Below are 25,393 nucleotides of genomic sequence, written 5' to 3'. Positions count from 1 at the left end.
GAAATGGTGATGCCAGGCGACAACATCCAAATGACGGTGGAGTTGATCGTTCCGGTTGCTATCGAACAAGGCTTGAAGTTTGCGATTCGTGAAGGTGGCCGCACCGTGGGTGCTGGTATCGTGACCGAAATCATCGCATAAGCTAATGCTTTGAAAAAGCACAAACGCGATCAGCCGCTTGGTCTGGTCGCGTTTGTGCCTCAACCTGCGTCAGCAGCAGGCTAAGCATAACAAGACGGGGGCAACCCCGCATTATTATGTTTGGCACTGATTCACATCTACAGAGGTTTTATCATGGCAAAGAAAGAAAACCGGATTGTGATCACCTTGGCTTGTACCGAGTGTGGCGATCGCAATTACACAACGACCAAGAATCGCAAAAACGACACAAATCGTTTAGAATTGGTGAAGTACTGCCCACGTTTGCGCAAACGCACTCTGCACCGCGAAACGAAGTAGTACCAGAAATTGCGCAAACGCGGTCGCGCCTAGCGCCCCGCAGCATTTCTATTTCATCAGGAGGTTGTGGTGGCCGTGGCAACAGAAGACAAAGAAGATTACAAACCGAATCCAATCGCCCAATTTTTCCGCGATGCGTTTTCGGAAATGCGCAAGGTCGTTTGGCCAAGCCGCGAGGAAACTCAACGCTTGACGCTAGTCGTGATTGGCATTTCGTTGTTGGTCGGGTCGATTCTAGCAGTCTTCGACTTGCTATTTGAAACGCTGGTGCGGATCATCCAATAAATACCGCCAAATGCGAGGCTCAGTATGTCTGACAACGAAAACGAAGCAGAAACAACGCTTGATCCCGAGGGTGTCCATTGGTATGTTATTCATACCTACTCAGGCTATGAAAACAAAGTGATGCAAAATCTCCGACATCGGATTGAATCGATGGATATGCGGAACCAAATTTTCCGCGTCGTCGTGCCAACCGAAGAAGAGATTGAAATCAAAAATGGCCAGCGTCGGACTGTTCAAAAAAAGGTGTTTCCTGGCTATGTGCTGGTTCAGATGGCCATGACTGACGATTCGTGGTATGTGGTGCGTAATACACCAGGTGTCACCTCGTTTGTGGGCATGGGAACCAAGCCATCACCATTGGCCGATGAAGAAGTTCGCTTTATTCTGAAGCAAATGGAAGAAGAAGCACCCAAAGTCAAGGTCAACTACGAAATTGGCCAAACTGTCAAAATTACCGACGGCCCCTTCACCGACTTTGAAGGTGTGGTCGATGAGATTGACGAAGAACGAGGCCGCGTGCGCGTGCTTGTTTCGTTCTTTGGTCGCGAAGCACCAGTTGAGCTTGATTTCTTACAAGTTATCCGGGTTATCGAATAAACACCCGCGACACCTAGTTCGCGAAGGAGTCCCTTGTGGCAAAGAAAGTAACCGCAGTCGTAAAGTTGCAATTGCCTGCTGGTAAAGCAACGCCTGCACCACCCGTTGGTCCTGCACTTGGTGCAACTGGTATCAACATTATGGCGTTTTGTAAAGATTACAACGAAAAAACGTCAGCTCAAGTTGGCACGATTATTCCCGTTGAAATTACGGTTTACTCAGACCGCTCGTTTACCTACATTCTGAAAACCCCACCTGCTGCCGACTTGTTGCGCAAAGCTGCTGGGATTCAACGTGGGAGCGGCAAAACTGGGACTCAAGGTGCTGGCTCAATTACCCGCGCTCAATTGCGCCAATTGGCCGAAACCAAAATGCCTGATTTGAACGCCAACGATGTTGAAGCCGCCGAAAAAATTATCGCCGGTACCGCCCGCTCAATGGGGATTACAATCAAAGACTAAGTGAAAATATGAAGGATGAGTTATGAATTATGAAATAGCTTGCATCCTTTAGATTTTTACCGAGTCCGTCGATTAATATATTGAAACCAAGCTGAAGTGACGGCTGAACGATATTTATCCTTCATCCCTCATCCTTCATCCTTAATACATGTTGTGGCAGAAGCTTTGGCTTCGCTTAAGACCACAAGGAGCTAATTGTTCATGGCAAAGCAACACGGTAAAAAGTACCAAGCTGCTGCGGCAAAAGTAGAAGCTGATCGCTTGTACACGCCCGAAGAAGCTGCGGCTTTGGTCAAAGAAACCTCGTTCACCAATTTTGATGCAACCGTTGAAGTTCACTTGCGCTTGGGTATCGACCCTCGCCACGCCGACCAAACGGTTCGGAGCACCGCTTCATTGCCCCACGGTACCGGTAAAAACGTGCGCGTGTTGGTGTTCGCTCAAGGCGATACCGAAAACGTCGCTCGCAATGCTGGCGCTGATATTGTCGGCGGCGATGAGCTGATCCAACGCATCGAAAAAGAAAACTTCATCGATTTCGACGTAGCCGTTGCCACCCCCGACATGATGGGTAAGGTCGGTCGCTTGGGCCGGATTCTTGGCCGCCGCGGCTTGATGCCAAACCCCAAGAGCGGTACGGTTGTGCCACCAAGCGATTTGCCCCAAGCTATCAAGGCTTTGCAAGGCGGTCGCGTCGAATTCCGCAACGATAAAACTGGTTTGTTGCACGTTGCCATCGGCAAGGTTAGCTTCAGCGCTGAGCAAATTCAAGAAAACTTGTTAGTTTTGTTGGATGCGATCAAAGCTGCTAAACCAAGCGGTTCAAAAGGTGTTTACATTCGTAGCATTACCCTGACCAGCACCATGGGCCCTGGGATTCCGCTCGATGTGAACGTTGCGCAAGCAACCGCCTAATTGAATTCGATCAACCAGCGGGAATGGCTGCTGCCGTTCCCGCTGGTTTTGTTTTAGCCCTCAATCAACTAACACACTGCAACAGGTCAACGCACCCTCGGCTTTGGCTAGCTCGCTATTATCCAGCAAAATTAATTGATAACCCTGCTGGCGCAAACGTTCAGCAGTTGCCGGATAGGCTTGTTCGTAGAGCAAACGCCCATCGTGCAGCTGCACCACATTCGCCGCATACTCCTCGCGTGGGTCTACCTCGATCACCTGATATTCAGCAAATAGCTGCCGATCAACCCATTGTGGGTTGAGCAAGACTGTGGTTTGATCAACGGCACAAACAGCGCTTTTGAGATGCAGGCATTGGCCCAATTCCACGCCTTGGACGCGATAGCCAAATGGCTCGGTTAACGTCTGCATTTGCTCAACCGCAGCTAGATTGCTACGGCTCGACAGTCCAATCCAGATGCTTTTGCCTAAAACGACCACATCGCCACCATCAAGCGTCGCTGGCTCGCTGAGCCATGCCAATTGACGGTAGTTTTGCAGCACGGCGGCCATGGCTGCCAACTCTGGGCGACGCGATTCAGCGCCAGGTCTGGTAATAATCGCTAATTCGGGCAACACGACGGCGGTATCTTCAACAAATACCGAATCGGCCAAATCTTCGGCTAAAGTGAGTTCGACCACCTGATAGCCATGAGCCGCAAGCGTGGTACAGTAGCGATTATGCTGGCTCTGAGCATTGCTCAAATCAATCGGCAGCCGTTCGATGTGGGTTAGCTCACATGCTTGAATTGCCGGACTAACCGGACGGACAATTGCGGTTGGCATAAAAATTGCTATCCTTTTTGGCTACTTCAAAAGTCCACGTATGTACCACAGAAAGCCTTCACCTTGTGGTTTACCGTATAATAGCAATAGAATTACCTTGTTTGCCAGCACATGTGTTGGCAAAGCACCAAACCTATGGAGGAATTGCGCCATGGAATTTCGCATGGGCATGTCGCCTGAGGCGCTAGCACAACAAGCCATGTCAACCAAAGCGTCGCCAGCTTTGATTGCATTAAACAATATGCTGGTGCTTTCAACCCACGAATTGCAACAATTGATCCAGCAAGAACTAGAGGACAATCCAGCGCTTGAGAATGTTGATCTGGAGCCAGATGAAACATGCTCACGCTGTGGTCGGCCTTTAATTGAAATGCTGTGTTTATATTGCGTTCACGAAGACCAACGCTTGGCCGAGGCTGAACGCAGCGATTACACCGCTGCTGGCGAGGAAGATGAATTTGATCCTTTGATGATGGTGGCCACGCCAGCCCAACTCAGCGAAGTATTGTTGCGCGATTTGCGGGCCTCGCTGCCAGAACAAGATTATTTTATTGCTGAATATTTGGTTGGCTGCTTGGATGAGCAGGGCTTTCTCGATGCCAATACCGCCGATATTGCCGCAACCCTCACAATTGACGAAGATCGGGTAATTGCGGTGTTGCTCAAGCTACAAGATATTGCTCCAGTCGGTGTGGGCGCGCGCACGGTGCAAGAATGTTTGTTGTTGCAATTGCGCCGCCTCGAAGAAGAAGATGTACGGCATCCGTATGTTGAGCGCGTGATCACTGAGTTTTGGAACGATTTGGCTGAGCACCGCTACGGCGCAATTGCCCAAGCCTTAAACGCCGAATACGATGATGTGGTCGAGGTGCGCGAGTTTATTCGCGAACATTTGCGGCCTTATCCCTTGGCGCTCAGTGGCGAAGGCTCGGCCCGCACCAACTACATTATGCCCGATGTAATTATTCGCGAGAACGAAGGCAAGCTCGAAGCCGAAGTGCTGATGTCGGATCGCAGCTTCCTGCGGATCAATCCGCTGTATCAATCGTTGGCCAAACGTGGCCGCGAAGCCGAAGCAGAAATGTCTTCAGAAGAGCGCGATCACCTTAGTCAATATGTTGCGCGTGCTCAAATGTTCCTGACCAATATTCGCCAACGCCGCGAAACCATTCGCCGAATTAGCGAATTTTTGATTGAAACCCAAGAAGATTTCTTGCGTCAAGGCGTGCGCTTCCTGCGTCCAATGACACGGGCTGAGGTTGCCGATGGTATTAGCGTCCACGAATCGACGGTAAGCCGTGCAACCGCCAATAAATATGTGCAATTGCCCAATCGCTCGGTGATTCCATTTAGCCATTTCTTCACCGCCTCGTTGAACGTCAAAGATGTGCTGTTGGAATTGGTGCAAAACGAAACCCGCCCACTGACCGACCAAGAATTGGTTGAATTGCTCTCGGAGCGTGGTTTTGATGTGGCGCGCCGCACGATTGCCAAATATCGCAATCAACTGAATATTTTGCCTTCGACCTTGCGCTAAACCTTCAAGAAAGGCTGTTGTGATGCGACGTTGGCGAATTTGGCTCGAATGGTTGCTCGCTGCTGGGTTAAGTCTCTTAATTGCGCGCTTGGTATTGCTCCTATTTGCTGCAAACCCCGCCCAGCCGTTTACCCAACTGATTCTTTGGTTGAGCCAAGCCTTGGTTTGGCCCTTGGCATGGCTCGACGCAGCGCAGCCGCAAACGGGCGTGCGCTTTGAGCGTGGCACATTCTTGCTTATAGTGCTGGGAATGCTTGGAATCGGCATCTGGCAATTGAGGCAAGCACGGAGAACCACCCATGGATTGGAGTAACTTTTTCAGGGCTGTTGGTTGGACGATTGCAATTGCTGGGGGATTGGGCTTGCTTGGTCTAGCCCTCATTTGGTATCGGCTCAAACGCCTGAATGTGCCCGAAGGCGCATCGTATCGGGAAACCATGATGCGCGTTCCCTTGAGCTTGGTGATTGTGCTCGATTTGCTTGATTTGGCCTTTGACGTGTTTGCCGCGCCAATTTCGTGGCTGGTGCTTAGTCACTTCAACTTGCAAGGCTTGCGCCGCGTCAGCGTGGTCGAGGCCCTAATTCCAGGTACTCAGGTGATTCCTTGGATGACGGTTAGTTGGTTTGCAGTGCGGTTATTTGATCGCCATTCGCAACCAGATGAAAGTATTGAGCCATGAGCGACGAGGCCACTTTGAAGATTAGCCTAATCATGAATCCGGCTTCGGGCACGTCTGAGCAAGGCGCTTTGCTGCGCGAAACGCTGGCCCCAATGAGCGGTGTCACAATTCTCACGACCGATGCTGCTGGCGATGGCGAGCGTTTGGCCCGCCAAGCAGTGGCCGCTGGAGCCGAATTGGTGGTGGCTGCTGGCGGCGATGGCACGATCAACGAGATCGTCAAAGGCCTGCTAGAAGCTGAACGGCGCGTGCCACTGGGCGTAATTCCGCTCGGCACGGGCAACGATCTGGCCCGCACCTTGGCCTTGCCCACCGATCCGCTCGAAGCTTGGAAATTGATTTTGGTTGGTGAGCGGCGCAAGCTCGATGTGATTGAGATTCGCACGCCACGCGAATTGCATTATGCCCTGAATGTCTCAGCTGGTGGCTTTAGCGGCCAGCTCAACGAAGCCTTATCGGGCGATGTCAAGGCGACGTGGGGGCCATTGGCCTACTTGCGCGGAGCTTTGGGCGTTTTGCCCGATCTAACCACCTATCGCACCACAATTCAATACGATGATGAAGCGCCTGAGCAGGTCGATGCGCTGAACATTATTATTGCCAATGGTCGAACGGCGGCAGCTGGTGTGCAAGTTGCGCCCTTGGCCAACCCCGAAGATGGCTTGCTCGATGTGGTGATTGTGCATTATGGCTCGATTTTAAGCTTAGCTGGAGCGGCGGCACGCTTATTGGTCAATGGTAATTATCTGAATAGCGAGTTGGTCGAATTGCGCCGCGCTAAGAAAGTTCAAGTCGTCTCTGAGCCAGAAATTTGGTTCAACGCCGATGGCGAATTAATTACCAATGAGCCAATTGTGTTTACTGTGCAGCCCAAAGCCTTGGAAGTGGTCGTGGGCGCTGAGTATCAGGCCGAGATCCAGCCAGAAGGATGAAGTATGAGGGATGAAGAGCATAGAACATAGAACATAGAACATAGGTGTAGTGGTTCATTGGATTAACGACGGTTTGTCCCCTCACCCCCTAGCCCCCTCTCCCGCCCGCGGGCGAGGGGGAACCACCAGACCAGCGCTCCCCTCGCCCACGTGCAGTGGGCGAGGGGCTGGGGGTGAGGGAATGAACCATGGTTGTCAACCGAATGAACTATTACACATAGAACATAGGCTTTTGGCTAGCGGAATAGTGGGGCAATCGACGGATGACTCGAACTACCAATCCCCAGCCCTGACCCCTGATCCCTCAATAATAAGGAGATTCTGATGAGTGATGATTTACGTGATGAACTACGCGAATTAGCTGGCTATCGCAATGAAGAAAGCGATGTTTTGGGCGTGTTCAACGCCGATGAAGTTGAAAATCTGCAAGATTTTACGATTACTGATATTGAGCAGGGCGAAACTGAAGCCTACAGTGATTTGAACGAGCCGCTCGAATCATATGATGAATTGACTGGCGAGAACTTGCGCGAAGGCGAAACCGACGATCCCATGGAAGCAATCCAAGAAGGGCTAAGTTATGTGCCGCCAGTCGATGATCCCTTAGATTTCGACGACGCTGAATAAGAACAAGGCTATTGGCTATTTGCAATGGTTCATTGGATTGGCAACCGTGTGCCCTCACCCCCAGCCCCTCGCCCACTGAACGCGGGCGAGGGGAGCACTGATTCAGCGGTTCCCCCTCTCCCGCGGGCGGGAGAGGGGGCTAGGGGGTGAGGGGAACAAGCCATAGTTAACCCAATAAACCATTATAAGTAGCCTAGAGCAGCTGCGGCTTTGGATTAAAAACTCACTTCCTCATCCCCAATTCCCCATCCTTCAGCATTGATTATTCATCCTTCTGGTTTATTCGTGCGTAGTCTCAAGCGGCATAACTTGCTAAGATCATGCTTAAAAAGCATTGAGAGCCTAGAGTTTCAATGGCATAATAAAAAGACATGATCGATAGCTGGGGGATTGGTCGTTAACATAAGGATGAATTGCACATGGATGTTTTTGCAACTAGGCGCTTTAATTTTTCCGCTTCGCACCGCTATTGGCGCGAGGAATGGAGCCAAGAGCAAAATGAGGCGGTCTTTGGCAAATGCACCAATCGCTATGGTCATGGCCATAACTACGAGTTGTTTGTGACCGTCGCTGGTGCTGTTGATCCGATCACTGGTATGGTTATGAATATGGTTGAGTTGAAGCGCTTGGTCACAACGGTATTAGACCAATTTGATCATAAACATCTCAATGAAGATACCCCCTACTTTCGTGAGATAATCCCTACAACCGAAAATTTGGTGCAAGTCTTGTGGGGCCAGATCGAGCCGCAATTACCCAAAGGAGTCCGTTTAGCCAAATTACGTTTATACGAAAATAACGATTTGTATGCTGAATATTTTGGTCAGCAACAGCGCGCCACGTTTAATCGGCGCTATGAGTTTTCGGCGGCGCATCGCTTGCATGCGCAAAATTTATCCGATGAAGCCAACCGCGATTTATATGGTAAGTGCAATAATCCCAATGGCCATGGCCATAATTATCAACTGGAAGTGACCGTTGATGGCCTGATCGATGCCCAAACTGGCATGGTGATCGATTTGGTCGATATGGATCGACGCGTACAGAGTGTGCTTAACGACTGGGATCATCGCCATCTTGATTATCAGGTTGCTGAATTTGCCGAACAGCCTTCGACCGCCGAAAATATTGTGGTCGTGCGGTGGCAACGGCTCGAAGCCTTGTTTGGCTCGCAATTAAAACATTTGCGGCTGTGGGAAACTGCCAATAATGTGTTTGATTACCCGTTGAGCCACAACTAAGCCTAGGCCTGAATGATGGACGAGGTTCTGGAACTACTACTAATTAAAGGATTAATCAGATGACGCTTATTTACTCTGGCAATGGACTCAATAGCAACTCAGCCCCAGCTGTGCGCGAAGATATGGAAGCCGCAGTCAAAACAATTATCGAGGGTCTCGGCGAAGATGTTGAACGCGAGGGCTTGCAACGCACTCCGCATCGGGTTGCCAAGATGTTTACCGAGCTTACCGCTGGCTATCACACTGATCCTGTGGCCTTGATTAACGACGCAATCTTTACGGTTGATTATAACGAGATGGTTTTGGTGCGCGATATTGAGTTCTCGTCGCTTTGCGAGCATCATATGTTGCCATTTTGGGGCAAAGCTCACGTTGCCTACATTCCCAATGGCAAGGTAATTGGGCTTTCGAAAATTCCCCGCATTGTCGATATGTTTGCCAAACGCTTACAAGTGCAAGAGCGGCTTACTCGCGAGGTTGCCGATTTTGTGGCTGAAGCAATCGGTGCCAGCGGCGTAGCGGTTGTGGTACACGGCGCGCATATGTGTTCGATGATTCGTGGCGTTAAAAAAGCCAATGCCCGCATGGTCACTCAATCGTTGCAAGGCGTGTTTAAAACCGATCCCCAAATTCGCGCTGAATTCATGGGTCATATTACGGCGAATTATTCCGATGAGTAAAACAATTGTAATTACTGGCGCAGGGCGTGGCATTGGGCGGGCGATTGCCTTGGCGTGCGCTGCGCAGAATCAGCTAATTTTGCTGGCTCGCACTGAAACCGAGTTGCAAGCAGTTGCCGCCGAAATTGAGTGGGCTGGCGGGAAGGCGCAGGTTGTGGTTGGCAATGCCAGCGATCCGGCAATTGTGCAGCAAGCGATTGAGCTGGCTCGGCAAGCAGGCCAAGGCCAGATCGATGCCCTGATTTTGGCTGCTGGCGTGGCTCATGTGGCCGATGTTGGCGCGTTGAGTTTGCAGCAATGGCAGCAATCGTTGGATGTGAACTTGACTGCTAGCTTTTTGGCTTGCCAAACTGCCTTGCCCTATCTCAAGCCTGGCAGCCAGATCATTGCAATTTCGTCGATTGCTGGCAAGAGTGGCTTTCCTGGTTGGTCGGCCTATTCAGCCAGCAAATTTGGCTTGATGGGCTTTTTGCAGGCCTTGCGCGAGGAGCTGCGTCCGCAATCAGTGCGGGTTACGGCAGTCGTTTCGGCGGCAGTTGATACGGCGCTGTGGAACGATGTGGCTGGCAGCTGGAACCGCCAAAATATGCTGCAAGCCAGCGAAGTTGCCAACACCGTCGCGCATATTTTGAGCCAACCAAGCCATGTGTTGATCGATGAGATCAGCATTGGCCATGTGGTTGGCAAATTGTAGCCAACAAAAAACCGAGGCGGTAAATGCCGCCTCGGCTTACTCTGGAAGCCCCAGATTGAGAATGGTCGAGCATCAAACTGAAAGGCTGCGATGTGCGATGGTAGTGCGATGTCGAGTGCAATGAGCTAGAATGGTGCGACAACGTGCTAGAATGTCGTGCTGCAATGGAGTAGTGCGATGAGTGCTGCAACGAGTTTGGTTGGTGCGACGATGTGCAATGATGTGTACTACGACGATGTTAGATTGCTTGGCGACTACGATGTTCAGTTCGATTACTCTGGATGTATCATACCAAGCTTATTCCACTGATTCAATCAAGCGACAGTCCATAGCTTGATAGCACCTCGCTTCCCCCATATGTGTCATCAAAAATTTTTAAGAAATCACCCGTTTAAGCTGTAATTCAAACACTTCGATTAATATACTGCCTAATTTCGTCATTTTAGTGCCTCATAAAGCGTAATTTCGTCATTCGGCTTGCGATTGGGCCTCAACAAAGGGGTGATGATGCCAATAGCTACTAATATGCCTCGTAGAAATTGGCATTTATTCGTGATCCACGAAGCGCACAAAGCGCACGAAGGATCGAAACCGCGAAGCGCACGAAGAACACGAAGGATGGGCTATTGGCTAGGTGTACTGGTTGATTGGATTGGCAACCAGGTGCATGCCCTCACCCCCAGCCCCTCTCCCACTGAACGCGGGCGAGGGGAGCACGGGTTGCGTGGTTCCCCCTCGCCTCGCGGGCGGGCGAGGGGGAGCACCCATTTTGTACCCCACACATTGCGCAGAACCACAGGATTAAAGCCCCTCGCCCGCGCCACGGGAGAGGGGTTGGGGTGAGGGGACTATACCTAATGAACCAGTACACCTAGAGCCTAGAGCCATCTCTTCTTTGCGCTAAATCCTAACTTCCAACCCCTGATCCTCGACCTCTATGTTCTATGCTCTCTGTTCTATGCTCTGCTTAGCACTTTGACAGTAGTGGCACAGACTTGTATCCTTAGGTGAACTTTGTTTATTTTCAAAACGATCGATACGATAAGGAGTTAAGTTAAATGAGTAAGCCAACGATTGTTGTCCTTGAGGGCGATCAAACGGGGCAAGAACTGCTTGAAGAAGGTCTGCGCGTGCTTGACCCTGCGGTAACCGGGGTTGAAGTCGAATTGAAGCGCTACGATCTGAGCCTCGAATCGCGCCGAGCGACCAATAATCAAATTGTGTTGGAAGCAGCTCAAGCGATGAAAGAAGCTGGCTTTGGCTTGAAAGCCGCAACCATCACCCCAGAAAAAGCTGGCGATGTTGGTAGCCCGAATGCAATTCTGCGCGAACAAATCAATGGCACGGTGATTGTACGGACTGGCCGCCGGATTCCAGGAGTGCGCCCAGTTGGCGGTGCCTATGCGCCAATCTCGGTCATTCGCATGGCCGTTGACGATGCCTATGGTGCTAAGGAATGGCGCGAAGGCGAAGGCGATAACGAAATTGCCTATCGCACCGAAAAAATTACCCGTGGCACGTGCCGCGCTGTCTCAGAATATGCCTTTATGCATGCCAGCCGCATGAAAGCCAAAGTTTTTGGCGGCCCCAAATATACCGTTAGCCCAGTCTACGAAGGCATGCTCAAAGAAGAAATGGACGCAGCTGCCAAGCGCTATGCTGATGTGCGCTACGAGCCACAATTGATCGATGCAACCTATGCCTTGCTCTTGACCAACTCAGGTGATCCAATGGTTATCCCAGCGCTCAACCGCGACGGCGATTGCTTGAGCGACTTGGTTTTGCAAATGTTCGGCACGATTGCTGGCGCTGAATCGTTGTTGTTGGCCTTCGACAAAGACTTCAAGGTTAATGTTGTGATGGCCGAAGCGCCACACGGCACAGCTCCCAGCTTGGAAGGCAAAAATGTTGCCAATCCAATGGCTATGATTTTGGCCTCGGCTGCCTTGCTCGATTACATTGACACCCCACAAGCCAACATGGCTGCCCGCGCAATCAGCGAAGCCACCTTGGAAGCTGTGTACGATGGCGTGCGCACCGCCGATTTGGGTGGCCACACCACCACCACCGATTTCACCGACGAAGTGATTCGCCGGGTCAAAACCAAGCTTGAAGTTTGGCCTTCACTCGGTAACTAAGCTGCTGATTGCCAGTAATTGATCAATTCGAAAGCACACTGCAACGACGGAGTGTGCTTTTATGGTATTTGGGGGGTCGGTTTTGATCCACGAAGGGCACGAAGAGCACGAAGCACGGAACCGCGAAGGACGCGAAGATCGCGAAGGTTAAGTTTTTAGCCACGAATTCCACGAATTGCACGAACAATGTTCCGCTAGCCAAAAGCCCATAGCCATGCGTTCTCTGCGCATCTGCGTTAATCGTTGAGCCACGAATTAAACGAAACTGTGCTGCTAGCCAATAGATCTCATTTTGCTTTCTGACTTTTGACTTGTGATTTTTGATTTTTGACTTTCAGAGGATTGCCATGAGCAATAGCATTAGTGATTTTATGGGGTCAAACAATAGTTTTGGTGATGTAACTATTGATACAGTGATTGCAGGCAACAACAATCAAATTAACCAATATTTGCAATTACCAGCTCAAACCGATCCCCTGCCTGCTGCATTAGCCAAGTTGGCAACCCTGCCCCAAACCTCCTTACCCGAGCGTAGCCAATTACCAGCATATTCGGTTATGCCCCATCAGCCGCTGAGCGATTTTGTGGGTCGCGAACAGCAGCTTTATCAACTAGCACAAGCAATGTTACGCTCTGACCCAACCATGATTACGCCAACTGCTTTTGCCACTGGCATGGGTGGAATTGGCAAAAGTAGCCTAGCCTTAGAATTTGCCCATCGTTATGGCAGCTACTTTGCTGGTGGCGTATTTTGGGTGTACGCTGCAACTAATGAAACCTTGCAAGCTAGTTTTGAGCGCTGTTGGTCTAGCCTGAAACCAGACGAATGGCGTTATGAAGTCAAACCTGAAACACGACTACAAGTGGTACGCGAATTGTTTAATCAGCCTATGCCACGCTTGTTGATCTTCGATAATTGTGAAGATCCCACGTTATTCAATCGCTATCGACCAAATGCGGCGAGTGGCTGTCACGTACTGGTCACAAGTCGGCGGAGCCAATGGCCAGGCGCGATTCATCTAATCACCTTAGATAGCTTGACTCCAGCTGAAAGCCGCCAATTGCTGCAACAACTAGCTGCGCACCCAACCAACCAACAATATCTTAATGACACAGATGCTGACCAATTGGCTGATTTAGTTGGGCATGTACCGTTGGCATTGCATCTGATTGGTTCGGCTTTAAAGTTCTATTTTCGCAAGCCTGCCGCCGACTATATTGCGGCCCTGCAACAGCATCGGCTTGCCAGCTTGCAAACCATGGTCAAACCAATCGACAAACAAGCTCAAAACGTGGTTAACCATTTTTGGAGCGTACGCGATACGGTTGCGCTAAGTTATGGCTTGTTGCCTGCCGCACTATACCATCCATGTCGGCGGTTATTGCTGCTGATGGCCTATTGTGCGCCAAATATGGTTATTCCATGGGCGTTATTGCAAGCGGCCAGCGGGTATTCAGACGATCAGCTGACGGAATACTTGTGGGAGCTAGCCCAGGCTGGCTTTTGTAACGACCCAACCCAGCCGCGATTACATCCGTTGATTGCCGATGTGGCGCTCGATCTTGATGCGCGCAACTATCCTCAATATTACGTTGATGTTGAGCAAGCCCTAACCGAACTCAGCGATACATATGTGGAAGCATGGGCCATGAACGACATTGAGCAACTGTTACCACACCTTGAATATAGCCATCAACGTGCATGCCAGCGTACAGATTACGATGGGCGCTTGGTCTACCAACAAGGGTTGTGTTTCCAGAAGCAAAGAAACTATGTTCAGGCGCAGCGTGCCTATCAAGCAGCAATCAACATTTACGACCAAGCAAGTGAAAGAACGTCGCCTGAGGGATTGAGGGTCAAATATACGTTCAATTTGGCCAGCATTCTGGCGCATCAAGCCCACTATGGCGAGGCTGAAGCTCTCTATCGCGAAATATTGCTGCTCTCTGAACAAAAATATGGGAGCACGCATGCTGATGTTTTAGTGATCAAGCATAATTTGGCCGGAATTCTTGGTGAGCAAGGTGATTATACGCAAACTGAGCAGCTTACCCGCGAGATATTGGCGGTTCAGGAGCAAACGCTTGGGCCAAACGATCCTCAGACGTTAGCCACAAAACACTCATTAGCATGGGCAGTGGGCTATCAAGCGCGCTATGCAGAGGCCGAGCAACTTTATCGCGAAGTGTTACTGGCCCGTAATACGCTGCTTGGCGACGAGCATCAGGATACGCTCATTAGCAAATTTGGCTTAGCATGGGTTTTAGCAAGCCAAGTACGCCATAGCGAAGCTGAAAAGCTCTATCGCGAAGTGCTGATTGCACGTGAACAAAGCCTTGGCGTGTTGCATCCTGATACTATTACTACAAAATATCATTTAGCCGATACGCTGGTTGAACAAGCACGCTTGAGCGAAGCTGAGATGTTATTGCAACAGCTTTTGCTTGCATATACCCAAACCTTTGGCCTACAGCATCCCTCTAGTCAAGCAACCAAAGCATGGCTTGAGCAGGTGCGAAGTGCTTTGGAGTGAGGCTATAGGCTTTTGTAGCCACGAAACCGCGAAGAACGCGAAGACCACGAAGAACTATTTTTTTAGCCACGAATTGCACGAATTACCCGAACAATCTTCCGCTAGCCAAAAGCCCATAGCCATGTGTTCTCTGCGTCGCTGCGTTAGAAGCCCGATCCCTGATCCCCGCCCTCGCCACTAACCCCCATTTTGATTTTTGACCTTTGCCTTTTGACTTTCATCCTTCATCCTTTCCCTTTTCCCTATGTTCTATGTTCTTTGCTCGTATCAAAACAATTCCAACCCAGAAAAACCAGCCAATCATGCCTACACCGAAGATCGAGCCAGCCTCGTAGAATGCTGGAAAGACGGTTGCAATGCCCGCAACACCGACCAGCAAGCCAAGATAATTGAGCGCTTTGGGTAAGTGTTTGGTTTGTAGTCCTGCAAGGCTGATTAAGCTGACCCACACCCCACCAGGCAATTCGATTGCCCCACCCAACCCACTGGCAATTGCCGAGATTGCGACCCACACAGCGCCCGTCTGGGCAGGATCATTGTGCTGAAGATCGGCAATGATTTTGAGATTATTGATCAACAACATCCCGCTTGAAAGAATTGTGGTTGCCCAAATAATGGCCATGGCTGTGGCAACGCGCAGCAAGTTTGGCGCAGCTTGTTGCAGCCGCTGCTGCAAGCCAAGCGCTAGCGGAACCATCCAAACCCCTGCGACCAAGTAGATAATCAGATACCAGAGGGCCATCAAGGTTTGATGTGCGAGCAAAAAGCTGATTTTTTCGGCTTGGCTGGCCGCAAGGAAGGGCGCTAAAATGGTCACGACCATGCCAATCCCAATCAGATAGGCAACCCCATTGATCACGGCGGCAATGCCACCCCATGTTTGTAGCTTGTGCACGCTATCCTCCAAAAACTGTTTGCTTTCTGGGCATGAGCATACAAAAATGGTAGCTGTTGGCAGAGACACCAAAGTGTTGTTGATGGGTGTTTATCGTTAGTGAGGGTTCAGGCGGCAGGATTCAGGGGCCAGTTCCGGCAATTTCATGATCAAAAGAAACAAAGCACTACGAAGCTTGAAACCGCGAAGATCACGAAGAACGCGAAGCACTATTTTTAGCCACGAATTGCTCGAACAATCTTCCGATAGCCGATAGTCAAAAGCCTCATCCTCTCTGCGCCTATGCGCTAAATCGTGATCCACGAAGGATACGAAGAGCACGAAGCACTATTTTTTAGCCACGAATTGCTCGAACCGTATTCTGCTAGCCCAAAGCCATTAATCCTCTGCGCCGCTGCGTTAAAGCCTAGCCCCTTTAACCCATAAAAATCCCCTCGCCCGCAATTGGACGAGGGGGTAACGTGAGTGAAAATAGGTTTTTTTACTTTGCACCGAGGGCTTGCAGGGTATCGTTCAACAAATTGATGCCTTCATCAACTTGGTCTTTGGTGAGCACCAACGGCGGGCAGAAGCGGATGGTCGATTTACCACAGGTCAACAGCAACATGCCACGGCGGAACGATTCTTCCATCACAGCGTTGGAAAGCTCGCCATGGGGATCTTTGTTGACATTATCTTTGATGAATTCCATGCCAATCATCAAGCCACGGCCACGTACATCGCCGATGCACTCGTAGCGATCTTCGAGTTCGTGCAGGCGTTGCTTGAAGTAGCCACCAACCTCGTTGGCATTGGCCATCAATTCTTCTTCGGCAAGGCACAAGGTTTCGTAGACGGCGCGCATTGCCAAGGCGTTGCCACCATAGGTATTGCCGTGTGCGCCTGGTTTCCAAACGCTGCTAATTTCTTTGCGGGCGATCATCGCGCCGACTGGTACACCTGAGCCAATGCCTTTGGCGCTGGTGATGATGTCGGGCACAACGCCTTCGTATTCAACTGCCCACATTTTGCCCGTGCGGCCAACGCCACTTTGCACTTCATCGGCGATCAACAAAATGCCGTGGCGATCGCAGAGTTCGCGCAAGCCTTGCCAGAAGCCTGGGGCTGGCACGACGTAACCGCCTTCGCCTTGAATTGGCTCGACGATAATCGCTGCCACATCTTCTGCTGGTGTGGTGGTGGTAAACAAGGTTTTTTCGATAAAATCCAAACAGATTTCGGCGACCCGCTCTGGTTCAACGCCCCATGGCGTGCGATAGGGGTTGGGATAGAACGCGTGGAATACGCCAGGCATCAAGGGGAAGAAGCCTTTGCGTTGATACGGCTTCGAGGCGGTTACCGACAAGCTGCCATACGAGCGACCATGGAACGAGCTATAGAAGCCAATAATATTTTGGCGTTTGGTGTAATAACGCGCCAATTTGATTGCTGCTTCGACTGATTCGGTGCCGCTATTCGCAAAAAAGACTTGCCACTCGCCTGAGCCAGGCATCAATGAGGTTAATTTTTCGGCGGCCTTAACCATTGGCTCGTTATAAAAATCCGTCCCAGCCATATGGATAAATTTTGCCACCTGATCTTGCAGGGCGCTTACGAGGCGAGGGTGACTGTGGCCCGTTGAAACCACCGCAATCCCTGCGTTTAAATCGAGGTAGCGATTACCATCAACATCCCACACTTCAGAACCAAGGCCACGTTCCATCACAAAAGGATAGACACGCCCACTACATGGGGCCATTACCGCCGTATCGCGATCAACTAGGGCAGTTGCGCGGGGGCCAGGAATCGTCGTCAGCAGATCAGTCACGGGGAACTCCTTAAACAGGTTGATAGGCGACATTGCCAAAATACCCATCCTTGGCACAGTGATCGGTATTATGCTCATTCTATCCGAGCCATTCTAGCCCGTCAAAGGTGAAGCAAAAGTCAAAATGGAGAAAGAGCATAGAGCATAGAACAGAGAACAGAGGAGTTGGAGGTCGGGCATTGGGAGTGAGGATCACGAATTGAAACCGCGAAGAACGCTAAGCGCGCTAAGATTTAGATGAGAGTACCTTGCTTGGATTGCCACCGAATTTATAAAATGGCTGAATCTACACTTCGTGTTCTTCGCGATCTTCGCGGTTTCGTACCTTACTTATGTTCTATGCTCTCTGTTCTATGTTCTGGCTACTTTTGACGAAAATGACAAAGCCTGCTATAATCTCGCTTCGGTACAAGAAATACCACCGTAGACAGCAGGTGCGTTCGCGCTTAATGATGCCAAGCATCGCCCGCCGAGGTAGCTGATAGATTCTTTGCAATCTTCCACACATTTGTGTGCTCCTGCCTCTGCGTGTCTTGACACTCAGGGCTTTTTTATTTGCCTGTGAAAGGAGGTGAACGGAATGCCAACACAAGCTAAGGTTGCAACCGTTGCCGAATTAACCGAACGCCTGAACCGCGCTCAAATGCTTTTAGTTGCCAACTATCGCGGCTTGACAGTTGCCGAATTGAGCGAGCTTCGCAAGAAAGTTCGTGAAAAAGGCGGCGAGGTGATTATTGCTAAAAACACCTTGACCCGCTTGGCAGCACGCGAAGCAGGTAAAACTGACATTGAAGAATTTTTGGGTGGCCCAACCGCGCTGGCATTTTCATACGATGATATTCCAGGCGTTGCCAAGGCAATTGACGATTTCTTCAAAGCTTCGAAGAAAGACATCAAGATCAAAGGCGGGCTCGTCGGTACCTCAAAAATCACTGGCGCAGATGTCGAACGGGTGGCCAAAATGCCAACCCGCGACGATAGCTTGGCCAAGATCTTGGGCGGTATCAACGCTCCAGCAAGCCGCATTGTCGGTGGCTTGAAGGGTGTTATGCGCAATATTGCCTACATCCTCGGCGCACACGCACAAAAGGGTGCTGAAGGCTAAATCGCATTCGTTCGGCGAATCGCCTAGCCTTTTCGCCAATCAACCTTGAAATTCGTATTTTATTGCTTTGGAGGCAATTACACTCATGGCTTCAGAAAAAGTAACTGCATTGTTGGAAGAACTCAAAGGCTTGACCTTGGTCGAAGCTGCTGAATTGGCCAAAGAAATGGAAGAAGTATTCGGCGTTTCAGCTGCTGCTCCTGTGATGGTTGCTGGTGGCGCTGCTGCTGGTGGCGATGCTCCAGCCGCTGCTGCTGAAGAACAAACCGAATTCACCGTTATCTTGAAAGGCGCTCCAGCCGACAAGAAAATCGCGATCATCAAAGCCGTTCGCGAAGTTGTCGCTGGCTTGGGCTTGAAAGAAGCCAAAGATTTGGTCGAAGGCGCACCAAAACCAATCAAAGAAGGTGTCAGCAAAGAAGAAGCCGAAGCTGCCAAAGCTGCTTTGGCCGCTGCTGGCGCAGAAATCGAAATCAAGTAAGTTTTTTACTTGGCTTTCAGCCGACGTTTGGGGGTTTCTCCCCTCAAACGTCGGTTTTTTTGTTAATTGCCGCCAGTTCGCCTGCTATTCTGCCAAAATTGGATTAAACTGAGGAGAAGAGTTTTTTCAGCTGTGAGTTGACATGCTTGTTGTTGTCCAACTAATCAAAACGCGCTGGACTGTGCCCCACGGCCAACGTCCACCGCAGTTGTGTCAAGGTACACCTGAACGGTTAAGTGTGATGCCCCTGCCACCTCATGGTTTTGTGCAAGGCGCTGTGCTGCATCATACCGAGTTTGATGAGACCAATGCCTACACCCGCCCAACCAGGGCCAATCTGCGTACCTATAGCGATTTGCGCCACCTGTATCATAATGGCTTAGGTTTGCGCCTCAATCCGCTGCCGCAACTTGAGGTGCTGTTGCGCTTGCCCGAACAAACCACCTCAACCACGATTATGCAGTTGGCAATAGGGGAATGGGGCCAACTGAGCTATAAAACCCGCTTTGGCTTGGAACGCGAGGCGACTTACACCAAATATACCTTCAATATCACCTACCGCGCCTACCTCGACCCCTTTGTGTTTATGCGTGGCAATCCAACCTACACGATTCACATGCCTTTGGAGCATAGCCCATGAGCCTTGAGTATCTGTTAATTGGCGCATTAACCCGCGATCTGACCGCAACCGGCTGGCAACAAGGTGGCACTGGCACGTTTGCCGCGCGGGCATTAGCCTCGTGGGGCGTGGCAACTACAATCATCACGCCAGCTCAAACCAAGATTGTGTTTGATTTGCCAAGCAACTGCAGCTTGTTGCGTTTGCCAAGCAGCGCCACCGCGACCTTTGAAAATCGTTATCAGGGCGATGCCCGCACCCAATGGCTGCATGCAGCTCCAACCACTTTGGATTGGGCGAGTCTTGGGCCATATTGGCGCACAGCCCACTTGGTGCATCTTGCACCCTTAGCCCAAGAACTAACTGCGATTCCGCCACGCACGCTTTTTCCCCACGCCTTGATTGGCTTGACGGCTCAGGGTTGGCTGCGCACGTGGGATAGCACTGGTCGAATTCAACCGAAACGTTGGCAACCGACCCCAATCGAGCTAGCCCAAATCGATGCTTTGGTGGTCAGCGATGAAGATGTTGGTGGCAATTTTGAGCTGGTTGCCAGCTGGGCCAAGGCTTGTGGCTTGGTGGCGATGACCCAAGGCTCACGCGGTGCAACCATCTGGATCAATGCTGAGGCCCAGCATGTGGCGGCTTATCCAGTGCAGGTGAGTGACCCAACTGGGGCTGGTGATGTTTGGGCGGCGGCATGGTTTTGGCGGATGCAGCAAGGCGCTGCGCCATTGCAAGCAGCCGCTTGGGCCTGCCAACAAGCAGCCTTGCAGATCAGTGGCCAATTGGGCTGATGTAGCGTATTATCCCCTCACCCCCCAGCCCCCTCTCCCACTGAACGCGGGCGAGGGGGAGCCGATCATGTTTCCCAACGAATTGTCCAAGCACCACACCATGAAAAGCCCCTCGCCCATCGGATGGGAGAGGGGTTGGGGTGAGGGAATGGGCGCTTCAGCCAACAAAAGTCGCTGTTTCACCACAATTTACCATTGAACCACGCAATTAAAAAGCCCCTCGCCCATCCGATGGGAGAGGGGTTGGGGTGAGGGAAATCTATCCTTAGCGCAATACAATCACTTCGACTTCAACTTGCACATCGCGGGGCAAGCGTGCCACTTGCACGGTTGAGCGCGCTGGTGGATTTTCAGGGAAGTATTCGCCATAAATTGCATTGACGGTGGCAAAGTCGTTCATATCGGCCAAGAAAATCGTGGTTTTGACCACTTTTTCCAGGCTCGTGCCAGCTGCCGTGAGCAAGGCGCGAATATTTTCCATCACTTGGCGGGTTTGAGCGCTCACATCGCCTTCGATAACTTGACCAGTCGCGGGGTCAAGCGGAATTTGGCCTGAGCAGAACAATAATCCATCAATGGCAATTGCTTGTGAGTATGGGCCAATTGCGGCAGGTGCGTTGGGCGTGCTAATAACTTCACGGGTCATGCAAAACTCCTTGATCGCTACTTATTCAATCGAAATTGCCTGAAAATGTTCAAGTTGGGGCTGACCACGGGCGAGGGTGATGGCGATGGCATCGATGCGATACTCGCCAAGCCATGGGGTTTGGGCTTGCTCAAGCGCTTGCAGATAGGCCTGCATCAATTGGGCTAAACGCTGGCGTTTCTTGAGGGTCAATGATTCTGCTGCACTGCCATGCGCTGCGCCGCGGCGGGTGCGAACTTCAATAATCACCAAGGTTGCTTGATCGTAGGCGATCAAATCGATTTCGCCCCAACGACAGCGCCAACCGCTGGTAATTAATTGATAGCCTAATTGCTGAAGGTAGGCGGCAGCGTAGTGTTCGCCCCACTGCCCAAGTGCTTTACGATCATCGGCCATGCTTGCTCCCCCTAAAATAGCAAGCGGACACGCGCCGTTGCGTGTCCTGAATGGTCAGTGTCGATTAGTCGCGTTTGACGACGAAGGCATTCCAGCCAGCATATTTTGCTTGGCTATCGAGTTCTTCTTCGATGCGCAGCAATTGGTTGTATTTGGCAACCCGATCGGTACGGGCTGGCGCGCCAGTTTTGATTTGGCCAGCGTTAGTTGCAACGACCAAATCGGCGACGGTTACATCTTCGCTTTCGCCTGAGCGGTGGCTAACAATAGCTGTCCAGCCAGCGCGCTGCGCGGTTTGAATCGCGTCGAGCGTTTCGGTCAAAGTCCCAATTTGGTTGAGCTTGATCAAAATGCTGTTCGCTGAATTTTCTTTGATTGCGCGGTTGAGGCGTTCGACGTTGGTCACCAACAAATCGTCGCCGACCAACTGCACCCGATCGCCGATGCGTTGGCGCAACAACGACCATGCGCCCCAATCGTCTTCGTGCAAGCCATCTTCGATTGAAATGATGGGATATTTGTTGACCAAGGTTTCCCAGTAGCCAACCATTTCTTCTGAGCTAAGCTTGCGGCCTTCGCGGGCCAAGTTATAGATGCCGTTTTCGTAGATTTCGCTACATGCTGGGTCAAGCGCCAACATAACATCTTTGCCTGGGGTGTAGCCAGCTTTTTGAATCGCTTCGACGATCACTTCAAGCGCAGCTTCGTTTGATGGCAATGATGGGGCAAAACCGCCTTCATCGCCAGTGTTGGTGCCTAGTTTACGGTCATGCAGCACACCTTTGAGTGTGTGATAAATTTCTGCACCCCAGCGCAAGCCTTCGCGGAATGATGGTGCACCAACTGGCATCACCATAAATTCTTGGAAGTCGGTGCTGTCTTGGGCATGCTTGCCACCGTTCAAGATGTTCATCATTGGAACTGGCAAGGTATGGCCGAAAACGCCACCAAGGTAGCGATAGAGTGGCAAACCAATTGATAATGCGCCAGCTTTGGCGGTAGCCAATGAAACCCCTAAGATTGCATTAGCGCCAAGTTTGCCTTTATTGTTAGTGCCATCAAGCTCAATCAAGGTCTTGTCAAGGGTAATTTGATCAAGCGCCTCTAAGCCTTCGATGGCTTCAGCAATATCTTCATTGACATGCTTTACAGCTTTGAGCACGCCTTTACCGCCGTAGCGTTTTTTGTCGCCGTCGCGCAGTTCAACTGCTTCGTGTGCGCCAGTTGAAGCGCCCGAAGGAACAATTGCGCGGGCAAGCGTGCCATCTTCCAAACCGATTTCAACTTCAACGGTCGGGTTACCTCGGCTATCGAGAACTTCGCGACCGCGAACATGCGTAATGAGTGCCATATTGAGAAGCCTCCTCAAGGGACACGAATCTTTATGGCCCCATCATACCACGCTCTGTCCATTCGCTGGGTAGCGGTTTCGCGACCTATCGAGATAAATTCAAAAGGCAAAAGGCAGAAATCAAAATGGGGATCAGGGGCGCGGAGAAGAACAGAGAGCAAGGATGAAGGATGAGGGATGAAGGATGAAGACTTATAGACAAAAGGCAAAATGGGGAGAAGAGCATAGAGCAAAGAACAAAGATGTAATGGTTCATTGCGTTAACCACCGCATGATCCCCTCACCCCAACCCCTCTCCCATCCGATGGGCGAGGGGCTTTAACCGCATGGTTCTGCCGTAATGCGTCGATAAAAAAGGGTCTGCTCCCCTCGCCCGCGTTCAGTGGGAGAGGGGCTGGAGGTGAGGGCATGAACCATGGTTGCCAACCTAATGAACCATTACATATAGCCACCAGCCTATAGCCTTATCTTCGTGTCCTTCGTGCTCTTCGTGGATCAAAACTGACCCCTGAATCCTAACCCCTTGTCCCTTCGTGCTCTTCGCGTTCTTCGTGGTTTCAGTTGTGCTCTTCCTACGCCACAACCACCGTCTCGACTCCATCCAAGAAGCCATTTAGATCGGTGATGCGGACGCGCCCAACATGCGGTGCTGCCAGCGAGGCTGCTTTGACCACCGAGGTATAGCTTGGATCGAATGCCCCTTGTTTGATGTAGCGATCACATTGCCGCCCAGAAATGCCACTGATTCGTCGCCCCGCAGCATACACGCCCGGGGTTTGCACAATATAGGTTAATTGATCAGCGGCTAAGGCCGAGGCAATCATCTGGGCTGCGGTATCGGCGTTGAGCAATTTCACCGCGCCAGTTGCGCTTTCCATGGCGAGTGGAGCTAGCACTGGCAACCACGCCTGCTCCAATAAATAGTGCAACACCTCGAAGCGCACAATCGGCTCATCGCTTTTGGGCAGCAAATACATCAATTCCAAATCTGAGCCACATAAGCCAATTGCTTGTAAATGATGTTGGGTGAGCGCCGCAACCAAGCGTGGATTGATGCCGCCACGGAGTGCCATGGTAGCAATTTCAGCTGCCGCCGGATGATTCGTGCCGCCGATAGCGTTCAGGACGCGCGGCAAAATGCTGCCACCACCATGAATTAAAACCACTTGATCGTTGATGCTGCTTAAGGCGCTAATTAATGTTTGCAGTGAATCAGCATGATCCACTTCGTAGCCGCTAATTTTGATTACATGCGTCATTTCTGGTTGTCCCCATCTGTGTTGTGCTCAATTGTAACGAGGGGGACTAGCAAACAATAGGATTAAAGATGACGAAGTGCTGACAGTTTATCAAACTGCTTAGCGCGGATGGGCGATAATCCATGGTGCATCATACCAGCCAACTTCGTTTGTGGGCTGCTCGCGCCATTGTTGCAAAATATGCAGGTGGAATGGGGCTAAAGCTGGGTATTGATCGGGCGCAAACCAGCCCATTTGGTCAACTTCACGCGAAGCTTGAAATGTGCCACCGATCAGCGTGCCACAAACCACAAATTCAAATTTGGGGCGGTCGCGGGTTACGCCAATTAATGCTAGGCGGTCGGCCCGCACCTGCAAGCCCGATTCTTCGCGCACCTCGCGTTCGAGGGTTTCGAGCGGCGATTCTGCTTTGCTCATCCAACCGCCGGGCATGCCCCACGGATGCGAGCGGCGATAGGTATGATGAAACAACAACAAGCGCCCTTGCTCATCGGTAATAATCCCAGCCACGCCCAGCAAAAAATGCGGATTAATCGCATTTGCCGCCAGCCAATGTAAACGTGGTGGCAAGCGAAAGCGTTTTAATAAAGGAAAAATAAAGCTCGGTAATTCCATAATCGCCTTTTATCATCAATTTACAAAATTAGGATATTGAATAACTTATCGTTATGATAATCGATATTGTCAGGATCAATTTGATGACTTGGATGGGATCTTAATTCAGAAAAATTGATCCTAATTGCTCTATAGTCTAATAATGCATGATGATTAGGACAAACGCATAATACATTTTCTACAATATCTTCACCTTGATGAATCCCTCCCAATGGTCTAATATGGTGACCTTCAGCATAGAATTTATTCTGTCCAATCTGGAGTTTGATGCCGCAAATTTGGCAAGTATAGTCATAAAGATACTTTACCCATAAACTAACCTTTGTATCTCTCTGTATGCGATCAGTAATATTAATTGTTCGTCTGGTTAACCGATTTCCTACTGGTTTTTCCGTGACGAAGATAGTGCTTATTGTCTCAATTGGTAAATTTTTGCTTAATTTAATATATCCTTCTATTGATGAAATCCCTTGCGGTACTCTAACATCTTTACGAATACGAAGAGATGGGCAATTGAAATATTCATCAGCTGTTTTGAAGAGAATATATCCGTAGGTATCAAATAGAACTCCAGGGAATTTTTTCAGTTGATGATACCAATTTCCATCCTTATGATAGAGGGCATGTTCAGCACCAATACACCAAAAATCGTTGAGATAGCTGCCAGTAATCGCTTTCGGTATTTCTTTATCCATATAAATCTCCATCAGAATATTGATCTGCTAGAACTATGAATATACATTAAAGATAATGCCAGAATAGCTCGGATTTTAATCAAATTTGTAAAAAGTAGAACATCCTAGTTGACAGAACATAT

Annotated in this window: 29 protein-coding genes, 1 pseudogene and 1 other annotated feature; of the genes and pseudogenes, 21 read left to right on the top strand and 9 right to left on the bottom strand. The window is 50.4% G+C overall.

The window, feature by feature from the left end; all coding sequences use genetic code 11:
* The 6 genes and pseudogenes from tuf to rplA all read left to right on the top strand — a co-directional run.
* Positions 1-141: pseudogene (tuf, locus tag ACFMKP_RS12210) on the top strand (elongation factor Tu); the annotation flags it as partial.
* A 153-nt stretch (positions 142-294) separates the two neighbouring features.
* Positions 295-459, top strand: a complete 165-nt coding sequence (rpmG, locus tag ACFMKP_RS12205) for a 50S ribosomal protein L33 (protein WP_110515820.1) — start codon at positions 295-297, stop codon at positions 457-459.
* Between the two features lie 69 nt (positions 460-528).
* Positions 529-744 carry a preprotein translocase subunit SecE gene (gene secE, locus ACFMKP_RS12200; protein ID WP_236706941.1) on the top strand — a complete coding sequence of 72 codons (216 nt, stop codon included), beginning with the start codon at positions 529-531 and terminating at the stop codon, positions 742-744.
* 24 nt (positions 745-768) lie between these two features.
* The gene (nusG, locus tag ACFMKP_RS12195) at positions 769-1,341 is read left to right on the top strand and encodes a transcription termination/antitermination protein NusG (protein ID WP_204753729.1); all 573 of its coding nucleotides are present in this window, start codon (positions 769-771) and stop codon (positions 1,339-1,341) included.
* A gap of 35 nt (positions 1,342-1,376) precedes the next feature.
* On the top strand, positions 1,377-1,802 hold the full coding sequence (gene rplK, locus ACFMKP_RS12190) for a 50S ribosomal protein L11 (protein ID WP_054536725.1): 426 nt from the start codon (positions 1,377-1,379) through the stop codon (positions 1,800-1,802).
* Positions 1,803-2,003: 201 nt separating this feature from the next.
* Positions 2,004-2,717 carry a 50S ribosomal protein L1 gene (gene rplA / locus ACFMKP_RS12185; protein WP_204753730.1) on the top strand — a complete coding sequence of 238 codons (714 nt, stop codon included), beginning with the start codon at positions 2,004-2,006 and terminating at the stop codon, positions 2,715-2,717.
* Positions 2,718-2,777: 60 nt separating this feature from the next.
* On the opposite strand, the gene ACFMKP_RS12180 is transcribed toward rplA, so the two are convergent.
* Positions 2,778-3,542: a dimethylarginine dimethylaminohydrolase family protein gene (locus tag ACFMKP_RS12180; RefSeq protein WP_382292174.1), complete on the bottom strand. Its 765-nt coding sequence runs from the start codon at positions 3,540-3,542 to the stop codon at positions 2,778-2,780.
* A gap of 151 nt (positions 3,543-3,693) precedes the next feature.
* Here ACFMKP_RS12180 and rpoN point away from each other — a divergent pair, with 151 nt between their 5' ends.
* From rpoN to ACFMKP_RS12125, 11 genes are all read left to right on the top strand, one after another.
* Complete coding sequence (gene rpoN / locus ACFMKP_RS12175) at positions 3,694-5,079, top strand: RNA polymerase factor sigma-54 (RefSeq protein WP_382292172.1); 1,386 nt, start codon at positions 3,694-3,696, stop codon at positions 5,077-5,079.
* Positions 5,080-5,101: 22 nt separating this feature from the next.
* Positions 5,102-5,392 (top strand): hypothetical protein, encoded by a 291-nt coding sequence (locus tag ACFMKP_RS12170; RefSeq protein WP_382292170.1) that lies wholly within the window; start codon positions 5,102-5,104, stop codon positions 5,390-5,392.
* Entirely contained in the window at positions 5,379-5,759 is a 381-nt protein-coding gene (locus tag ACFMKP_RS12165; protein WP_382292168.1) for a hypothetical protein, read from the top strand. Before ACFMKP_RS12170 ends, ACFMKP_RS12165 begins: the two co-directional genes overlap by 14 nt.
* Positions 5,756-6,691, top strand: coding sequence for a diacylglycerol/lipid kinase family protein (locus ACFMKP_RS12160; protein WP_382292166.1), 936 nt, complete (start codon positions 5,756-5,758; stop codon positions 6,689-6,691). The genes ACFMKP_RS12165 and ACFMKP_RS12160 overlap by 4 nt, the downstream gene beginning before the upstream one ends.
* Before the next feature lie 324 nt (positions 6,692-7,015).
* Entirely contained in the window at positions 7,016-7,318 is a 303-nt protein-coding gene (locus tag ACFMKP_RS12155) for a hypothetical protein (RefSeq protein WP_382292164.1), read from the top strand.
* Between the two features lie 419 nt (positions 7,319-7,737).
* Positions 7,738-8,559, top strand: a complete 822-nt coding sequence (locus ACFMKP_RS12150; RefSeq protein ID WP_382292162.1) for a 6-carboxytetrahydropterin synthase — start codon at positions 7,738-7,740, stop codon at positions 8,557-8,559.
* Between the two features lie 59 nt (positions 8,560-8,618).
* Positions 8,619-9,239, top strand: a complete 621-nt coding sequence (gene folE, locus ACFMKP_RS12145) for a GTP cyclohydrolase I FolE (RefSeq protein WP_382292160.1) — start codon at positions 8,619-8,621, stop codon at positions 9,237-9,239.
* Positions 9,232-9,933 (top strand): SDR family oxidoreductase, encoded by a 702-nt coding sequence (locus ACFMKP_RS12140; protein ID WP_382292159.1) that lies wholly within the window; start codon positions 9,232-9,234, stop codon positions 9,931-9,933. The genes folE and ACFMKP_RS12140 overlap by 8 nt, the downstream gene beginning before the upstream one ends.
* Before the next feature lie 177 nt (positions 9,934-10,110).
* Positions 10,111-10,242 (top strand): hypothetical protein, encoded by a 132-nt coding sequence (locus ACFMKP_RS12135; RefSeq protein WP_382292157.1) that lies wholly within the window; start codon positions 10,111-10,113, stop codon positions 10,240-10,242.
* A 749-nt stretch (positions 10,243-10,991) separates the two neighbouring features.
* The gene (locus tag ACFMKP_RS12130; RefSeq protein ID WP_204753738.1) at positions 10,992-12,071 is read left to right on the top strand and encodes an isocitrate/isopropylmalate family dehydrogenase; all 1,080 of its coding nucleotides are present in this window, start codon (positions 10,992-10,994) and stop codon (positions 12,069-12,071) included.
* A gap of 347 nt (positions 12,072-12,418) precedes the next feature.
* On the top strand, positions 12,419-14,605 hold the full coding sequence (locus tag ACFMKP_RS12125; protein WP_382292154.1) for a tetratricopeptide repeat protein: 2,187 nt from the start codon (positions 12,419-12,421) through the stop codon (positions 14,603-14,605).
* Positions 14,606-14,822: 217 nt separating this feature from the next.
* On the opposite strand, the gene ACFMKP_RS12120 is transcribed toward ACFMKP_RS12125, so the two are convergent.
* Complete coding sequence (locus ACFMKP_RS12120; RefSeq protein ID WP_382292152.1) at positions 14,823-15,500, bottom strand: DUF4386 domain-containing protein; 678 nt, start codon at positions 15,498-15,500, stop codon at positions 14,823-14,825.
* Positions 15,501-15,981: 481 nt separating this feature from the next.
* Positions 15,982-17,340, bottom strand: a complete 1,359-nt coding sequence (locus tag ACFMKP_RS12115) for an acetyl ornithine aminotransferase family protein (protein ID WP_054536904.1) — start codon at positions 17,338-17,340, stop codon at positions 15,982-15,984.
* 370 nt (positions 17,341-17,710) lie between these two features.
* Positions 17,711-17,869 (top strand) — a sequence feature (ribosomal protein L10 leader region).
* Between the two features lie 18 nt (positions 17,870-17,887).
* On the opposite strand from ACFMKP_RS12115, the gene rplJ reads away from it, so the two are divergent.
* The 4 genes from rplJ (at position 17,888) to ACFMKP_RS12095 (ending at position 20,309) form a co-directional block, all read left to right on the top strand.
* Positions 17,888-18,412 (top strand): 50S ribosomal protein L10, encoded by a 525-nt coding sequence (rplJ, locus tag ACFMKP_RS12110; RefSeq protein ID WP_382292150.1) that lies wholly within the window; start codon positions 17,888-17,890, stop codon positions 18,410-18,412.
* Between the two features lie 85 nt (positions 18,413-18,497).
* On the top strand, positions 18,498-18,893 hold the full coding sequence (gene rplL, locus ACFMKP_RS12105; protein WP_054536740.1) for a 50S ribosomal protein L7/L12: 396 nt from the start codon (positions 18,498-18,500) through the stop codon (positions 18,891-18,893).
* A gap of 142 nt (positions 18,894-19,035) precedes the next feature.
* Positions 19,036-19,533 (top strand): hypothetical protein, encoded by a 498-nt coding sequence (locus tag ACFMKP_RS12100; protein WP_382292148.1) that lies wholly within the window; start codon positions 19,036-19,038, stop codon positions 19,531-19,533.
* Positions 19,530-20,309, top strand: coding sequence for a PfkB family carbohydrate kinase (locus ACFMKP_RS12095; RefSeq protein ID WP_382292146.1), 780 nt, complete (start codon positions 19,530-19,532; stop codon positions 20,307-20,309). The genes ACFMKP_RS12100 and ACFMKP_RS12095 overlap by 4 nt, the downstream gene beginning before the upstream one ends.
* A 265-nt stretch (positions 20,310-20,574) precedes the next feature.
* Here the strand turns inward: ACFMKP_RS12095 and ACFMKP_RS12090 are convergent, their stop codons facing one another.
* From ACFMKP_RS12090 to ACFMKP_RS12065, 6 genes are all read right to left on the bottom strand, one after another.
* Positions 20,575-20,955 carry a RidA family protein gene (locus ACFMKP_RS12090; RefSeq protein ID WP_054536743.1) on the bottom strand — a complete coding sequence of 127 codons (381 nt, stop codon included), beginning with the start codon at positions 20,953-20,955 and terminating at the stop codon, positions 20,575-20,577.
* Positions 20,956-20,976: 21 nt separating this feature from the next.
* Complete coding sequence (locus ACFMKP_RS12085; RefSeq protein ID WP_382292143.1) at positions 20,977-21,351, bottom strand: YraN family protein; 375 nt, start codon at positions 21,349-21,351, stop codon at positions 20,977-20,979.
* A 64-nt stretch (positions 21,352-21,415) separates the two neighbouring features.
* Entirely contained in the window at positions 21,416-22,702 is a 1,287-nt protein-coding gene (eno, locus tag ACFMKP_RS12080; protein ID WP_382292141.1) for a phosphopyruvate hydratase, read from the bottom strand.
* A 572-nt stretch (positions 22,703-23,274) separates the two neighbouring features.
* A complete protein-coding gene (locus ACFMKP_RS12075; RefSeq protein ID WP_382292139.1) occupies positions 23,275-23,961 on the bottom strand; it encodes a hypothetical protein in 687 nt (228 codons plus the stop codon).
* A gap of 99 nt (positions 23,962-24,060) precedes the next feature.
* Positions 24,061-24,576, bottom strand: a complete 516-nt coding sequence (locus tag ACFMKP_RS12070; protein WP_382292137.1) for an NUDIX hydrolase — start codon at positions 24,574-24,576, stop codon at positions 24,061-24,063.
* A gap of 20 nt (positions 24,577-24,596) precedes the next feature.
* On the bottom strand, positions 24,597-25,271 hold the full coding sequence (locus tag ACFMKP_RS12065) for an HNH endonuclease (RefSeq protein ID WP_382292135.1): 675 nt from the start codon (positions 25,269-25,271) through the stop codon (positions 24,597-24,599).
* Positions 25,272-25,393 lie beyond the last annotated feature (122 nt).

The sequence above is a fragment of the Herpetosiphon sp. NSE202 genome (genome assembly GCF_042688385.1).
In the GTDB taxonomy this organism is placed as follows: Bacteria; Chloroflexota; Chloroflexia; order Chloroflexales; family Herpetosiphonaceae; genus Herpetosiphon.
This window is presented reverse-complemented; position numbering and strand designations above follow the sequence as displayed.